Origin of the sequence: Paenibacillus sonchi (assembly GCF_016772475.1) — a bacterium.
Classification (GTDB): Bacteria; Bacillota; Bacilli; order Paenibacillales; family Paenibacillaceae; genus Paenibacillus_AQ; species Paenibacillus_AQ sonchi.
This window is the reverse complement of sequence record NZ_CP068595.1, coordinates 1,477,711-1,493,511: the sequence shown is the minus strand read 5'-3', so window position 1 is coordinate 1,493,511 and position 15,801 is coordinate 1,477,711. Positions and strand designations below refer to the sequence as shown.

Sequence of the window (15,801 nt, the reverse complement as noted above, 5' to 3'; positions counted from 1 at the left end):
TTGTACAGCGGATTACGGCTCCAAACGCCAGTTTTGGCAATTCTAATGTATTTTGTGCAGCAGATTTTCGATTTTTTGCTCTATTTGGGCGATAGCTGCAATTTCTGTTGCACAGAATACAGCAGAATCCCGTTTCGGGATACCTTACTCCCTAATCTGCTGCACAGAATACAATTGAAATGAACTGGCCTCCACTTCAGGAATAACGGGAGAGCCCACAAATAGGATTGGCCTCCCTCGCCTGCAATACCAGCCTTTCCGGGGAAATGTTCAGAAAAAAAGCCGGCTGTAATTCAAGCTGCCGCTGCCGGAGCGGAAAGAGCCGGGAGTCTGTCCCGTCAGTTTTTGGAAGACCTTAATGAAATAGCTGCCGCTGGAATACCCTACCTGGGATGCAATGGCTTCAATACTCAAGTCAGTGGCAGTCAGAAGTTCTATAGCACGTTCAATTCGGGTCCGGTTCAGGTATTCATTTGGGGTTAGGCCAACGTATTTGCTGAAGGTGCGCAGCAGGTGGAATTTGGAGAGTCCCATTTGTTCGGCAAGCTGCTCCTGGCCGATCATGGAACTGTACCGCTCTTCGATGAATTGGACGGAATCCCTTACTGCCGTTGGCCATTCTGCTGCGTCCCTTGGTCCGCTGGAGGAGAGCCTCCCCAGTTCCATCATGAACTGGTGCAGCAGGGAGGAGGCGATGTAGGGATCGGAAATTCTGCCTGAATATGCTTCATGGACAATATCGCGCAGGATACGGATCGGTCTGCTGCCGGGGACAATGGCTGGAGCGGTCCCAAGCTTGGCTTTGATGTCCTCCCACAGGGGGAGCAGCGGCTGCGGCCGGAAGAGCAGGAAATAAAATTCCCACGGCACTGCATCGCCGGGATGATAATAGCGGTGGCTGCCGGGGATCTCAGCCAGAAATGCCCGCCCGGTGCCGATGCGGAACGTCTCCTGCTCCGTTTCGAATATTCCGCTGCCTTCTGCTGTGTACTGAAACAGCAGCAGAGGCCCATCTGTACGGTCCATGCCATTCCAGTGATAAGAAGCATCCGTCACAACTTCATGTCCGACCGCGAAAAGGTTGCAGAGCGGCAGGTGGTCCGGCTCGCTGAAACGGAAGCCATAGACCCCGTGGCTGCTTGGGTTGTTCACAGAATCCCTCCTTGCAGATTTCCTTTATAGTATCAAAAAAGCCCCCACAGGGGGAGCTTATCTAAAAATATGGCTAGGTTAAACTTTGTTGTTGATATTTGATATGAATGAACTAATGTTCTGTAATTAGGGTAATGTCACTGTTCGGACGTATCCGAAAACCACATTTTACATTTCACTATACTGTGACTTATCTTTGTTATCATGAACTGTGAATATGAAGATGATCAGGTAATAAATTTGTACACTTAAGGAGATAAAACTATGGCAAAAAACAAATTACTAAGAATGGACAATGTTGGCATCGTTGTAGAATCCCTTGATGACGCAATCTCTTTCTTCGGGGAGATTGGCTTGAGGCTCGAAGGGCGGGCTACTGTCGAAGGTGAATGGGCTGGCCGCGTAACCGGGCTGGGTTCACAATGTGTAGAGATTGCTATGATGGTTACCCCAGATGGCCACAGCCGGCTTGAACTTTCGCGATTTCTCACCCCGCCTACTATATCAGATCACCGAACTGCTCCTGTAAATGCACTCGGTTATCTACGCGTCATGTTCGCCGTTGAAGACATTGACGAAATGGTAGCCAGACTCACTAAGCATGGTGCTCAGCTCGTTGGCGAAGTGGTCCAGTACGGGGACTCGTACCGGCTCTGCTACATTCGTGGAATTGAAGGACTTCTAATCGGTTTGGCGGAACAACTCGGTAACTGAAATATACATTATATAAATTAAACTTGTGACTTTTCTATTTGGGATTGGTCGCGACTCCAGAGAATGTTCGGACTTCCGGCCGCTGTTGTCTACAGATTTCTTGATTGTAACCCGCTGTTCGCGGTTGAAATCCGCAGACAAAGGCGGACGCTACCGCTCCTACAGTTCCAAACTTCTCCTCCGCCACTTTTCCCTTATTTGTAATATTTTCAAGTTCAATTTATATAGAAGGGTTGGGCTCCATCCGCAGACTGAAGCGGACAGAGGAGCCCTTATTTTGCCAAAAATCTTACTTTTTCAGCAGTTACGGACCCAGGAGCCGTTATATCGTTCGATGGAGCCTGGAACAAAGGGGAAAGGGGACAAATAGAGTCATCTCAGTCCGTTGCCCTGCGGAATAGACGAATCTTCTATCCATAACGGCTTTCCTGTCCGTAACGGCTGCGGATCGATCGCGAAGGAATAGGGCGATCCGTCTTCAGCATGTCCCCGTTAATTTTGGAGCGGTTGGGAATCCCTGCGGCTTTATCGCCAAAAATACAAGAAAACCGGCTATTTTTTGCCTGTTTCCTGATCTGCCGGGTCTGCGGCCTCAGGACGGCGCAGGTCATAATAACGGGCGGCCAGCCAAACGCTGCCCGTGAACAGCACAATCAGGCCAAGGATGATGCCAAATCGCCAGTCCCCTGCCTTGAAATTGAGCTGGAGAACCGCAAGCACAAGCGCAACCTGCGTCCAGACTAAGGTTCTCTTGCGGAAAGCTGTAATATTTCCGGCCATATTCGGCATGCTGCGGATTACGCGGTAGGCGATGATTGCCAGAATCAGCGCGAAGGCAAGCGTAGCAGTCCATTCGGGTGTTGATAGCGTATTCATTATTCTCAGAATCCTTTCGGCTTAACTTCAAAGCTGCTGCCGTCCTAAAAAGGACGGCACAGTTTTTATTATACTGACCCGGAGAGCTTTTACCAAGCGGAAGAACCGGAGGGCTGCAATTCTTCAGGAGGCCAGCTTATGGATGTCTTCGGCAGGCAGCGGCGGAAAGAATAAGAAGCCTTGAATATGCGGACAGTTATGCTTAATCAGGAAATCAAGCTGTTCCTGGGTCTCCACGCCTTCCGCAATCAGATCATACCCGAGCTGCGAGGCGACGTATACGATGGATTTAATAATCGTCTCGTCAATGGAGCTGACGCCGATGCCGGTGATGAAGGTGCGGTCGATTTTGATTTTGTTGACGGGAAAATGCTTCAGGTAATTCAGTGAAGAATACTTGGTGCCGAAGTCATCGATGGAGACGACGATGCCATGATCGCGCATCTGCTGCAGCAGAGGATAATGCTCTTCCAGAAGCGCGGTGCTCTCCGTAATTTCGAACTCCAGCATACTGGTCTCCAGTCCATATTGGTCCAGCACCGCAAGCAGGTTCTCGATCAGGTTGCGGTTGTAGAACCAGCTGTTGGAGATATTGATCGAGGTCCGAAGCAGCGGCAGGCCCATCGTTCTCCATTCACAGAGCTGGCGGCAGACCTCACGGAGCACCCAGTCCGTAAGCTGAATCATCAGCCCGGCTTCCTCTACGGCGGTAATGAAGGTGCCGGGGCCGATCAGGCCCTTTTCGGGATGGTTCCAGCGGACAAGCGCCTCCATGCCGATCATTTTACCGGTAACGGCGTTGATCTGCGGCTGGTAGTGAAGCACAAATTCTTCGCGCTCCAGTGCGGAATGCAGATATTTGGCGATCATCGTCTTCTGCTCCAGCTTCTCGCGCAGCCCCCAATCAAAGATGAAGTAATTGGCATCCTCCTGGCTTTTAGCCTGATACATCGACATGTCCGCGAACTTCAGCAGATCATCCTTGTTCAGCGAGTGCTCCGGATACAGCGAGACGCCTATACTGGTCGATAAGCTCAGATGCGCGCCGGAAATCAGCAGCGTTTCCGAAATCAGTCCGCTGATGTGTTCGGCGATAGCGGGGATATGCTCCCGGGGCAGGTCGGGGAATACCATCACGAACTCATCGCCGCCGGTGCGTGCGAACAGCTTGAAGGGCACTTTGCCATTTTTCAGCCGATTGGCAAGTGTCTTGATGACCTGGTCCCCGATGGAGTGACCCAGTGTATCATTGATTTCCTTGAAACGGTTGAGATCGAAAAAGAACAGTGTGTAGGTCTGGGTCGGCTCTGCCGATTGCAGAAGGCGTTCGAACTCGTCCATAAAATACAGCCGGTTGGGTATTCCCGTCAGGCTGTCGTAATGCGCGAGCTTTTCATAGAGACGCTTGGACACGCGGAGATCACGTGTGCGGATGCTGACCACCCGCTCCAGTTCACGGTTGAAGCGGCTCTGATGCCAGAAAATGTAGAGGATAAAGGCAATGATAAGCAGGATGGCCATATCGATCCAGAGAACGCTGCGCAGCATCTCCCATTTCTTATGCGAAGGCATGGGGATGCCCATCAGCCAGTGCTGATTGTAGACGGTAACGGGAACTATTAACTGCTTGTCTTCCTGATCGGCAGGGGTGCCGAATAGAAAAGTATGGTCTTCTGTTTTCACAAAAATTCGGGTGTCCTTCAGCAAAAGCTGGTCCACAATATTCTCAATCTTCAGTGTTACAGAAACGATGCCTGTAAAGGAATTGTTATGGTAGATGGCTTGTCTGATCACCATGCCGTATTCACCCTGGGCGAGAGTCCGGGGCCCGTCTATTGTAATGCCGCCGGAGCGGATGGTTTCTTGGACCATGCCGGGTGAGGACAGTGCTGAATCCAGCAGCAGGCTTTTGCCCAGAATCGCTGTGTTGCCTGAGAGAGGATATAAGTAACGGATGAGGCCGTCCGGAGCGATCATGATATTCATAACGTTGCTTGAATTATTGTTGTATGCGGTGTGCAGATACTCATTAATCAGGTTTGGATCAGCATCAAAGCCGACCGTTTGTATAAAGGAACTGACGCCTTTGACAATCGAGACTCTCTCTTCAATGTTTGAGGTTAGCATGACTGCTTGTGAGGACAGGTCGGCTTTTTCAGCCCGGTACTCCCGGTCTACTGATAAAGAGTAATAGTAAAATAGAGAGAGCTGAAGAACGACGACAAAGCCGAGGATGATCGTTAAAGGCTTTTTATTAATGAAAGCCATGGAGTGCCTCCGATATCAAAAAAATTCAACATTATTTTTACCATTCATTTCGAAGCGGTTCCCGCCCACAGGAAAATGTCGATATATGTCGTAGATGTCTCTATAGCATGTCATCTTTATCGCCTTTGCGCAAGGGAAAAGCTTACAGTGGTCCTACAAAATTAAAAAAAGGATAAACACGTCCCGCCGGAAGGCGGCTGTATTTATCCGTTGCAGTTGAAAGCTATTTTTTGAAGATCCCGAGCGGAGCCCCGACCGGAAGGAACTGGCGTCCAAAATGAGCGTTGAGCACTGACGCGCCACAGCCGTAAAGAGAAACGATGCCAATGGCCAGTTCTGAGCAGGCAGCCAGCTTATGGAAAAACTCAGCGGCGACTCCAAAGGAATCCATCGTAAGCCCGAGGAACAGGAAATCAATTAATACAAAGATGACTAGCAGCACCCGGTTTGCTTCTACAGCGCCGAGGGTCATGAAGAGGGTGAAGACCAGATATCCCAGAAAAACAAATCCCAGCTGTTTGGGGTCTACGCCTTCCGCCAAAGCTGTTCCGAATACCCCGAGCTTGATCAGCCAGCTTGCCGCCATGCCGAACCAGAAGAACGCATAAGCGCCGAAGGCGGTCATTCCGAAGGTATTGTTGTGTTTGGCATCCTGAATGGATGCGAACAGCTGGGCAAAGGCTCCGAGGAAAATAGCCCAAGGTATGCAGTAGCTGAGACCTGTTGTAATTTCAAGCTTTTGTGAAGAAGCGACCAGGGTGACGATAGCCAATCCGAACAGGCCGATGGCGCTAGGGTCGGCGGTGACGATTTTGACGGATTGGGTGTTTGGCGATTGCGCTGACATAACAATAAATGCCTCCAATTTTCATAAGTGTTCGCATAGGATAACAGCACCCGGAGCGGGTGCTGTTATCAGCTTGCCTATCATATCATATCGCCTGAACCTTGCCTATAAAGGAACTGTTCATTTTTCGCCCAAAAACGATTTTTTCCGGGATAAAAAGGAGCGGATTTCGCCGGCTCTAACCGGTTTGCTGATGTAGAATCCCTGCAACTCGTCGCTGCCCAGGCTGCGGAGCATATCGAACTGCTCCTGCAGCTCGATACCCTCGGACACTACACTCAGCCCGAGATTGTGGCTGAGCTCGATAATGGCTTTGACCAGCATATCACCCTGCGGGTGAGGGGTCATTTCAGAGACGAAGGAGCGGTCAATTTTGATTACATCGACAGGGAACCGCCGCAGATAGCTCAAAGAAGAAAAGCCGGTGCCGAAGTCGTCCAGTGAAATGCGGAATCCGTGTGCTCTAAGCTGCTGCAGCGACTCCAATATGCTGTCTCCGTTGACCAGCACGCTCTCCGTAATCTCAAGTTCCAGGCTGGAGGGCGGCAGTTCATATTCATGCAGCAGCTTGAGCAACAGCTCCAGCAGGCCAGGCTGCATCAGCTGCAGCGCTGAAATATTGACCGCAGCGGTAAGAAATAATCCGCTCTCCCGAAACCTCCGCATATCCGCGCAGACTTGCCGCAGCACCCAGCCCCCGATACTTACAATGGAGCCGCTGGTCTCCGCGAGCGGAATGAACTCTGCCGGAGATACAGGCCCGTAGATAGGGCTGGTCCAGCGCAAAAGCGCTTCCACCTTATGCACCTGCAGCCGCTCAGCATTGAGAATTGGCTGGTAATGCACTTCAAACTCAGCATTGGCTGCCGCAGAGAGCAGCTGCTGTGACAACACCTTTTTGCGCCGGATGCTCTCTTCCAGGTCCTCGGAATATTGAAAGATATTGTTTCGTCCCGTCCCTTTGACATGGAGCATCGCCAGATCGGCTTGTTTGACCAGATAGTCGGCGTCATCCCCGTTCTGGGGATAAATGCTGATGCCTATGCTGGCCGTGCAATAGAAGAGATGCCCCTGGATTTGATGCGGCATGGAGAGAGCGTCCTGAATGCTTGACAGCCGGGCCGAAATCGCGGCGGAATCGGGGATGTCGGAGAGCAGAATGGTGAATTCATCGCCGCCAAGGCGTGACACTACATCATGTGTCCCGACGGCCTGTGTGAGCCGGAAGGCAATTTCTTGGAGCATGGCATCGCCGAAATCATGGCCCAGCGTATCATTGACAGTCTTGAAGTGATCCAGATCGATGAAGACAAGGGCAATCTGCCGGTTGCTGCCCTTGGCTGCGCCAATCGCTGCATTGAGCTTTGCGAAAAAGAGCGAGCGGTTAGGCAGCTGAGTCAGCGGATCAAGCATGGATTGCTGCTGAAGCTCCTCCTGGGCCTGCTCCAGGGAATTGATCATCCGGTTGAATTCATGCTCCACATCACTGAACTCATCCCTTCCGGTACTGATGATGCGAATGGATAAATCCTTGCTGCTGCCGATAGCCCGGATATTTTTGATTAAGGAAGACATTCTTCCCAGGATGGAGCGGTTCACAAAGAGCATGCTTCCTATGCAGCTCAATATGGTGACAGTAAAGAAGACTAACCGGAAGCTGTAGACCGATTCCTGCCCGCTCTCATAGATCTGCCGGGGCTGCTTCACGGTGAAAACGACGCCGGGGTTGCCGAACAGATCGTTCACAACGGTGTGAACCGACATCATGCTGCCGGAGACTGGACTCATCCAGCGATCCTTCCCGCCGCTCTGTGCCAGCATTTCTGAGGTGGCTCTGGTGATTTGGATACTGGCGGGGCCGTCCTCCCGGACATGGGTGACTTCCTCCTGCTGAAGCATTCTTCCGGCAACGGCGGTGCCGATCACCGGCTTGTCTGTGCTGCTGCCGGCAATAGGCGTGAGCGTAATCAGCATCGGACCCCGATCGAGAAGCACAATCCCGGTTTGGCTGTCATTTGCACTTGAAAAGGCAGGCAGCCTGCTGTTCATCAGCTTGAACAGTGTATACAGCTCCGGTGTCAGCGGGGACATGCTCCTGCGGGCAGTATCATATGTCCCGCCATATAGAGGCTGCCCCGATTTGTCCAGCAGAGCCATCATATCCAGATGATTGACTTCAAAGGTTGCTCTATTAAAGGTGCTGCGGATAAACCCGTCATCTGCAGCAGGGGGACGATCTGCTGAGCGGCTTGCCTCTACGAACCGGTAGGTTTCGTCCCGGAGCGAGTAGTTCAGCATTCCGGTCCTCATATCCAGCAGTTCCTCCTGATAGGAAGTGAGCGCATCGTCCAGACTGTGTTTCAGCGCGGCTTCATCCAGCTTCTCAAAACGGTTCAGCATGATGAGATGCAGAAGCAGGTAGTTGATCCCCAAGGTAACCAGGGCAACAACACAGGTGAAGATGATCATTTTTTTGCGCAGCTTCATGATGCTCCCCTTTTATAAATTTCATATGAATAGGAAATAAGTACCATACTATAGAGTGTACCACGAATAGGGAATATTTTGCAGGGCTTTTCTCCACAATGTGTCGAAATTTGATGTATAATAATTCAATCCCCGATCACCATCGCCACTGCCGGCACGTAAGCACGCTTTATTTGACAGATAAGGATGAATGCCCGTGAATGTAAAAAGCTTTTTGCAATTTGTCGAGCTGCCGACAAAGGTGGCGAGCATGCTGCCTTTTCTACTGGGGACATTGTATGCCCTGTACCGGTTCGAGGATTTCTATGTTCTGCGTTTTGCCTTGATGTTCGTGTCCCTGCTGAGCTTTGACATGGCGACAACGGCGATCAACAACTATTATGATTATAAAAAAGCGGCCAAAACCCACGGCTACGGCTATGAAACGCATAATGCCATTGTTCACTACAAGCTGAAGGAGAGTACGGTGGTGGCTGTTATTGCTGTCCTGCTCGCGCTTGCCGTGGGCGGCGGGATTGCGCTTGTTGCCGAGACGGGGCTGCTGGTGTTTCTGCTGGGCGGCTTGTCCTTCCTGATCGGCATTCTGTACTCGTTCGGTCCGATACCGATTTCACGGATGCCGCTCGGCGAGCTGTTTTCCGGGCTGTTTATGGGGTTTGTCATCATCTTTATCTCAGCGTATATTCACTCGGACCAGACTGTGGTGACGCTGCTGTTCTCCGAAGGCTGGGCCAGCCTGCATATCCATATCTCTGAGGTGCTGTATCTCTTCTGGTTTTCCGTGCCGGCGATTCTTGGAATTGCCGGAATTATGCTGGCCAACAATATCTGCGACATCGAGGATGACATGGACAACCGGCGGTATACACTGCCAGTGTATATAGGACGGAAGAATGCTTTGCTGCTGTTCAGGCTGCTGTATTATGTCTCTTTTGCCGATCTTGCCGTGCTGCTGCTGCTGGGAGTAAACCCTGTGCTGGCGGCGCTGCTGCTGTTGATACTGATTCCGCTCCGCCGCAATATCGCCCGCTTTGAGGAGAAGCAGGAGAAGGCGACCACCTTCATTCTGTCCGTCAAAAATTTCATGCTGATGAGCGTGGCCCGGATTGCGGTGCTGGGTGCGGCTATCCTGCTGAAGGTTCTGCTATGATTGCAGCTTCCATTCATAGAGATATGCCGGATTCTGTGATATTGTTTCAATGAGAGACAGCCAGGAAATCTATGACAAGGGAAGGTGTACACCGATGACACAAAAGCTGCGTTGGGGAATTATGGGCTGTGCGCAAATCGCAACAGGCTCGGTTATGCCGGCCATCCAGGAATCGGAGACGGGAATCATTCAGGCGGTGGCGAGCCGGGGGCTGGACAAGAGCAGCGCCGTCGCTGAGGAATTCGGCGTGGCACAGGCCTACGGCAGCTATGAGGAGCTGCTGGCTGATCCGGATGTTGATGCGGTATATATTCCGCTACCGAACCATCTGCACCGCGAATGGGTCATCCGCGCGGCAGAAGCAGGTAAGCATGTGCTGTGTGAAAAGCCGATTGCCCTGAACAGCCAGGAGGCGGCAGAGATGGTGGAAGCCTGCCGGAAGGCGGGCGTGCATCTGGCCGAAGCTTATATGTACCGGCATCACCCGCGGATTGCCGAAGTGCAGGAGATTATCGCCAGCGGCGAGATCGGCGATCTGCGGTCCATCCGGGGGACTTTTACATATAACGATGCCGGAGATACGTCTAACATCCGCTTCAAATCGGCTTGGGGCGGAGGCTCCCTGTACGATGTCGGCTGTTACCCGCTCAGTGCGGCGCGGCTGTTGTTCGGAACGGAGCCGGAAGCGGCAACCGTACAGGCGATCTTTTCCCCTGAGCATGACAATGTGGATATGATGGCCTCCGGACTGGTTGAGTTTCCCGGCGGTGTCAGCCTGATCTTCGACTGCGGCATGTGGGCCTACAACCGGCAGCTGCTGGAGGTGCTCGGGACGGAAGGGCGGATTGAGCTTCCGATGCCGTTTAACGCCAGATTCGATGATGCCGAATTTTTTGTATATTCCGGCGGGGAAGTCAGACGCGCCCGGGCAACGGGAGCCAATCCGTATGTCTGCCAGGCGGATAATTTCGCCGCCGCTGTCTTCGGCGCAGCACCTGTGGTTGCTGCGGAGGACCCGGTGCTGAACATGGCGCTGATTGAGACCTGCCTGGCATCGGCACGGACACGGCAGCGAATCAGCCTGAAGCAGGGATGACAAGGAGTCGGGAATAAGGGATTAGGTGGAAAAAGGGAACCTATTTCCCTCCAAAATCAACAATCGTGAGATTTAGGTGGAAAAAGGGAACTTAATTGGGTCATTTTACCCTGTCAGGAGCGAAATGAGCTGGATTAGTGATCCTTTTTCCACTTCACTTCCGGATAGCATGGTGTTAGAGCAAATTAGTGATCCTTTTTCCACTTGAAGCTGCCGCAGGGTTCATGGAGCATCCTCCAGGCACCGCGGAACTGAAATGCAGAACGGCTGCGTTGTCCAGTGATGGATGGCGCAGCCGTTTTCTGCTTGAAATATAAGAATTTATATGCTTCACGTAATAAATTATCCTTATATTTCTCGCTGAAACGATACCGTCCTGTAAAAGGACGGCGTAGTCGTTTCTACTTGTATACACGCATACCGCATTTTTGTTGCCTGCCAGGCTCCAAATTTGGGTACATAACTTACTTTACGCCATTAGGAAATGCTGTCGCTGCTTAATTGGAACATAAGGGAGCCGGCATTCCAGTTACACAGCATTCAGCAGGATTTCTTCATCATCATCTCCCCGGTTGAAGGCCTCGCGGTCAAATTCACCTTCCGAGTTGGCCACCAGAAGTGCGGTGACGGTTGTTCCTGTCGCATTTACAGCAGTACGCCCCATATCAATGAGAGCTTCTACCCCCGCCACAATGGCAATGCCTTCAAGAGGCAGTCCCAGTGCGGTCAATACAACTGTTGTAGAAATAACTGCCGGACCGGGTACACCCGCCACACCTATGGAAGAAATGATGCTCACCAGTACAAGGGTCACATAGTCGGTTACGGTCAAGTGGATGCCAAACACCTGGGCTGTAAAAACAGCCACGATCGCAGGCCAGATTCCGCCGCAGCCATTAAAGTTGACAGAAGCCCCCAGAGGCGCGACAAAGCTGGCAATGCGCGGGGAGACATGCAGCCGCTTCGTGATGACCTCCAGGTTAACCGGCAGCGTTGCATAGCTGCTTCTGGTGGTGAAGGCCACGGTGAGGGTAGGATATATCTTGCGGAAAAAGCGCAAGGGATTGACTTTGGCAACAAGCAGCACCAGCCCTCCAAAAATGAGGACAAAATGAATGATAAGCGCAACATAGGAGGTGATGATGACGCTGCCCAACTCCTGCAGGGTCTCCCAGCCATACCGTGCTGTAATTCCCGCGATCAGCGCAAAGACTCCATATGGAGTCAGGCGGATGACAAACTTGACTACCTGATGCAGGACAGTGGTCAATGATTCAATGAGATCGCGGACCGGCTTGACGGCCTCCGGTTTTTTGGAGCCGACCTTGATAATCGCTACAGCCAGGAAGATAGCAAAGATCAGAAGGGGGACGACCTTGCCGGTTGCGGCCTCATTGACGGGATTAGAGGGCACCAGATCCAGTATGACCTGTGAGAAGGTAGGGATTTCACGGGCCTTGAACCCTTCCGGCACCGCTTGCTGAATGCCCTTCCCGGGATTGAACAGCAGGGCTACCGACAAGCCGATAATCGAAGCGACACCGGTTGTCCCCAGGAACCAGGCGAAGGTTTTTATACCTATTTTGCGCAAATACTCCAGATTGGTTAAAGATGAAATACTGTTCAGGACCAGGATGAATACCAGGGGAATCACGAGCATCCGGATCAAACTGACATAAATGCTGCCAAACGTCTTAATGGCCTCAGTCTCCAAATCAAAATATTGAAAGAAAATGCCGGCTATCAGACCGATGCCGAGACCCAGAAGAACACGGGTACCAAATCCGATCCGTTTACGCGCCAATAGAAATAGAATGCCAAACACAAAAATGGAAATCACGAAACCTTGCCAGTTCGTCTCAATAGCAGACAACAGGTTGTTATCAATATTGTTCATTGGCTTTGCAAAACCTCCCTAAACCTACTTATTTGGTGTGAATAATGAGAATAATGTACAGAGTATGTTTATGATTGTCAATATAAGAATATGTTACAAAATTTAGCCGTGAATTGTTCAGCAATCCATTGGACCGCATTTGTGTACAACCGGACATGGGCATTTCTAATAGGTTGTTGATCTATAATTTGGTAGAACAGGAGTTGAATTTGGAATTACATAAAATTGGGATTGCCTAGCGGATTTCTGAGAGGGAACGGGTTATGGGACTCACAGAAGAACCGGTCATTTCAATATCAGGACTATGGATGAATTACAGTGACCGGATGGTGCTGCGGGGCATCGACCTCGAAGTATACAGGGGAAAGATTATCGGCTACATTGGCCCGAATGGGGCAGGCAAGAGCACTACGGTAAAAATTATGCTGGGGCTGGTGGAAGGCTACACGGGTACGGTACGGATTTTTGGCAGGGATATCGCCGGCGAGTTTGTCGCTGTACTTGGAGAAGGTGCTCCGCATGAATGATTTTTGGGTATTGAAGCTGCTTGACCGGCTTCAGGGCGGATTCCGGAGGGCCGGGGTGGATTATAAGATGCTGCGCAGCATTCTGCAGGTGAAGCTCACGATGGATGGAAGGCGGATACCGACAGTGCTTGGAACACAGAAGGGCAGCCGGGGAACCGAGGGCTCGCCGCTGCGGGTACAGTGGATCTATCTATTGCTTGGACTGATGCTGATCCTCTTTGTTGGGCGTATACTTCCCGGTCTGGCTGCAGTAATGCTTGCCTTGCCGCTGTATGCGGTCATCTGTTTCCGGGTGCTGCCGCGGGCCCTGCCTTTTTCAGAGAAGTATGAAGCGGCGAAGCAGAGGGATTTCTCGGTGAGCGGGTTTGTGCTGCTCTTTATCCTGATGGGACTGGCGGGTCTGCATTACATAGTTTCTCTGTTCCCGTCCGGCACTTACATCTATTTGGTAATTTTGGCAGCGGCAAATGTCTGGGCTTGGCGTGCGGCCTTTTCGCATGAAGGTTCACGGCCCGGGCAAATTCCAACCCTCGGCGCATGAGGCTGACACGCAAATGTGGACATTTTTTGCCGACACTAAAAAAGGGTCTGAGTTCCAGTATTTACTTAGACAGTGTACTAAATACAGGTTAGAATACAGCTAAAGTTTACTTTCAGGGATGGCCTATAATCTTTATGCACTCTTCCATTTATCTGATATTCGTATATTGATTTTGACTTAGCAAATGTACTGCGGCGACGATGATAATTATATTGGTGAAGAGGTCAACTATGGATCAAATGGGAATCCACTATAACCTATGGATTGTTTTACTGTCTTTTGCGCTTGCTGCCACCGCAGCTTATTCAGCGCTTAATTTAATTTTACAGGTTTTCCATTCTGCTGGAAGGGTAAGACGCTTATGGCTGTTGTCCAGCGCCTGTGTGCTGGGCAGCGGAATATGGGCTATGCACTTCGTGGGAGTTATGGCGAGCTATCTGCCTTTTAAGGTAAGCTATCATCCGGGAATAGCCGGTTGCTCACTGCTGATCAGCATGTGTGCGTGTTATCTATCGTTATGGGTCGCTACAATATCTCCCCTGAGAACAGGGCGTCTGCTGCTCAGCGGCCTGATTCTCGGCAGCGGGATTTCCATGATGCATTATATGGGCATGTACTCCATGAAGCTGCAGGCGGAGATTCATTATGAGACGCTGACCCAGGGGCTGTCCGTTGTCGTCGCTTGTGTGGCTTCGTATGCCGCCGTATTTCTTTTTCACAAATTCAAGGACTATGCCGGTTTCAGCCGCTGGAAGCTGTACTCCGCGGTGTTCATTGGGCTTGCAGTTACCGGAATGCACTATATCAGCCTGCGGGCCAGCATTTTGGAGGTTGACAACTGGACTGGCACGAGACCTCTTCTAATGGAGAGTGATGTGGTTCTGCTGACGGGAGTTTCTCTTGTCACTCTGTTTATGCTTGCGGTATCTTGCGGCGCGGTATTTCTGGACCGGCATGTGCTGGAGCGTATGGCCTATCATGATCCCCTGACAGAGCTGCCGAACCGGCACGGGCTGGAACGTTACTTCAAAGGCGAATTTTTTGGCGGGCACTCGGGTGCGGTGTTTTTTGTCGATCTGGACCGGTTCAAATCGATTAATGATACCTTGGGACATGATATCGGGGACATGCTGCTCCAGGAAGTTGCGGGGAGATTGCGGTGTGTGATCAGCGCCAAGGGCAAAGTTTTCCGGCTGGGCGGGGATGAATTTCTGATTGCCCTGCCGGTCTGCACCATGGAAGATGCCCGGGAGGAAGCACAGCATATTCTGCGGGAATTGAAGAAGGCCTACAGCATTGAGGGCAATGAACTGTATGTTACAGCGAGTGTCGGCATCAGTATGACTCCGCTGCACGGAACAGACCGCTCTGCGCTGATGAAGGCGGCGGACACCGCGCTGTATACCTCCAAGGACTCCGGCAAAAATAAATTCAGTGTGTTCGATCAGGAAATGAACCGCCACCAGCTCCGGCGGATGTCGCTGGAGAAGGATCTGCGGAAGGCGCTGGCCCGTTCAGAATTCATGGTCGTCTACCAGCCGAAATGGGATTCGCTCATGAATGTAACCGTCGGGCTGGAGGCGCTGCTGCGCTGGAGGCATCCGGAACATGGCATTATTTCGCCTGCCGAATTCATTCCCATCGCCGAGGAGACCGGACTTATTGTCCCGATCACGTATTGGATGCTGCATGATGTATGCGGCCAGAATAAGCTCTGGCACAAAGCCTGCGTAGCCAACGTTGCCGTCTCCATTAACATGTCGGCCCGGATGTTTGAGGGCGGCAGCCTCTATGATGTGGTCGAAGAGGCGCTGGTCCGCTCCGGCCTGGAGCCGCATTTCCTGGAGCTGGAGATTACGGAGTCCATCGCCATGAACAATATGGAAGAGACGGTAGCGCAGCTCTCCAAGCTGCGGAATCTCGGAGTCAGGGTATCGCTGGACGACTTCGGCACCGGCTTCTCCTCCCTCGGGAACCTGGATGAAATTCCGGTGAACACGCTGAAGATTGACCAGGTATTCATCCGCAAGAGCAAGATGCATTCCAAGAAGGCCATCATCAGCAATATTATTGCCATCGCCAGCAACCTCAACATGGAGGTTGTCGCCGAAGGTGTAGAAACACCTGAGCAGATTGAACTGTTGCAGTCCCTGGGCTGCCGGGTAATGCAGGGCTTTTATTACGGGAGGCCCATGCCTGTCAGTGAGCTGGGGCAGTGGTTCATAGAGAATACGGCGTGATGAACT

11 protein-coding genes and 1 pseudogene are annotated in these 15,801 nt (G+C 51.6%); 6 read left to right on the top strand and 6 right to left on the bottom strand.

The window, feature by feature from the left end:
* Nucleotides 1-270: 270 nt before the first annotated feature.
* A complete protein-coding gene (locus JI735_RS06850; RefSeq protein ID WP_039838791.1) occupies nt 271-1,152 on the bottom strand; it encodes a helix-turn-helix transcriptional regulator in 882 nt (293 codons plus the stop codon).
* Between the two features lie 264 nt (nt 1,153-1,416).
* On the opposite strand from JI735_RS06850, the gene JI735_RS06845 reads away from it, so the two are divergent.
* On the top strand, nt 1,417-1,866 hold the full coding sequence (locus JI735_RS06845) for a VOC family protein (RefSeq protein WP_039838792.1): 450 nt from the start codon (nt 1,417-1,419) through the stop codon (nt 1,864-1,866).
* Nucleotides 1,867-2,418: 552 nt separating this feature from the next.
* Here JI735_RS06845 and JI735_RS06840 read toward each other — a convergent pair.
* From JI735_RS06840 to JI735_RS06825, 4 genes are all read right to left on the bottom strand, one after another.
* The gene (locus tag JI735_RS06840) at nt 2,419-2,742 is read right to left on the bottom strand and encodes a hypothetical protein (RefSeq protein WP_039838793.1); all 324 of its coding nucleotides are present in this window, start codon (nt 2,740-2,742) and stop codon (nt 2,419-2,421) included.
* A gap of 123 nt (nt 2,743-2,865) precedes the next feature.
* Nucleotides 2,866-5,010, bottom strand: coding sequence for a bifunctional diguanylate cyclase/phosphodiesterase (locus tag JI735_RS06835; protein ID WP_202677218.1), 2,145 nt, complete (start codon nt 5,008-5,010; stop codon nt 2,866-2,868).
* 223 nt (nt 5,011-5,233) lie between these two features.
* Nucleotides 5,234-5,857 (bottom strand): acetate uptake transporter, encoded by a 624-nt coding sequence (locus tag JI735_RS06830; protein ID WP_039838794.1) that lies wholly within the window; start codon nt 5,855-5,857, stop codon nt 5,234-5,236.
* Nucleotides 5,858-5,977: 120 nt separating this feature from the next.
* Nucleotides 5,978-8,344, bottom strand: a complete 2,367-nt coding sequence (locus JI735_RS06825; RefSeq protein ID WP_202677216.1) for an EAL domain-containing protein — start codon at nt 8,342-8,344, stop codon at nt 5,978-5,980.
* Between the two features lie 196 nt (nt 8,345-8,540).
* Here JI735_RS06825 and JI735_RS06820 point away from each other — a divergent pair, with 196 nt between their 5' ends.
* Nucleotides 8,541-9,494, top strand: a complete 954-nt coding sequence (locus tag JI735_RS06820) for a 1,4-dihydroxy-2-naphthoate polyprenyltransferase (protein WP_039838798.1) — start codon at nt 8,541-8,543, stop codon at nt 9,492-9,494.
* Between the two features lie 94 nt (nt 9,495-9,588).
* Nucleotides 9,589-10,590, top strand: a complete 1,002-nt coding sequence (locus JI735_RS06815; protein ID WP_039838799.1) for a Gfo/Idh/MocA family protein — start codon at nt 9,589-9,591, stop codon at nt 10,588-10,590.
* Nucleotides 10,591-11,119: 529 nt separating this feature from the next.
* Here the strand turns inward: JI735_RS06815 and JI735_RS06810 are convergent.
* The gene (locus tag JI735_RS06810) at nt 11,120-12,487 is read right to left on the bottom strand and encodes a dicarboxylate/amino acid:cation symporter (protein WP_202677214.1); all 1,368 of its coding nucleotides are present in this window, start codon (nt 12,485-12,487) and stop codon (nt 11,120-11,122) included.
* A 263-nt stretch (nt 12,488-12,750) separates the two neighbouring features.
* Here JI735_RS06810 and JI735_RS06805 point away from each other — a divergent pair.
* The 3 genes and pseudogenes from JI735_RS06805 to JI735_RS06795 all read left to right on the top strand — a co-directional run.
* Nucleotides 12,751-12,969: pseudogene (locus JI735_RS06805) on the top strand (ATP-binding cassette domain-containing protein); the annotation flags it as partial.
* A gap of 37 nt (nt 12,970-13,006) precedes the next feature.
* Nucleotides 13,007-13,555, top strand: a complete 549-nt coding sequence (locus tag JI735_RS06800) for a hypothetical protein (RefSeq protein WP_039838801.1) — start codon at nt 13,007-13,009, stop codon at nt 13,553-13,555.
* Between the two features lie 230 nt (nt 13,556-13,785).
* Nucleotides 13,786-15,795 (top strand): bifunctional diguanylate cyclase/phosphodiesterase, encoded by a 2,010-nt coding sequence (locus tag JI735_RS06795; protein ID WP_202677213.1) that lies wholly within the window; start codon nt 13,786-13,788, stop codon nt 15,793-15,795.
* Nucleotides 15,796-15,801 lie beyond the last annotated feature (6 nt).

Coding starts and splice junctions, on each gene's coding strand:
- JI735_RS06835 (WP_202677218.1), bottom strand. CDS start 5,010: ATGGCTTTCATTAATAAAAAGCCTTTAACGATCATCCTCGGCTTTGTC.
- JI735_RS06830 (WP_039838794.1), bottom strand. CDS start 5,857: ATGTCAGCGCAATCGCCAAACACCCAATCCGTCAAAATCGTCACCGCC.
- JI735_RS06845 (WP_039838792.1), top strand. CDS start 1,417: ATGGCAAAAAACAAATTACTAAGAATGGACAATGTTGGCATCGTTGTA.
- JI735_RS06840 (WP_039838793.1), bottom strand. CDS start 2,742: ATGAATACGCTATCAACACCCGAATGGACTGCTACGCTTGCCTTCGCG.
- JI735_RS06800 (WP_039838801.1), top strand. CDS start 13,007: ATGAATGATTTTTGGGTATTGAAGCTGCTTGACCGGCTTCAGGGCGGA.
- JI735_RS06815 (WP_039838799.1), top strand. CDS start 9,589: ATGACACAAAAGCTGCGTTGGGGAATTATGGGCTGTGCGCAAATCGCA.
- JI735_RS06795 (WP_202677213.1), top strand. CDS start 13,786: ATGGATCAAATGGGAATCCACTATAACCTATGGATTGTTTTACTGTCT.
- JI735_RS06825 (WP_202677216.1), bottom strand. CDS start 8,344: ATGAAGCTGCGCAAAAAAATGATCATCTTCACCTGTGTTGTTGCCCTG.
- JI735_RS06810 (WP_202677214.1), bottom strand. CDS start 12,487: ATGAACAATATTGATAACAACCTGTTGTCTGCTATTGAGACGAACTGG.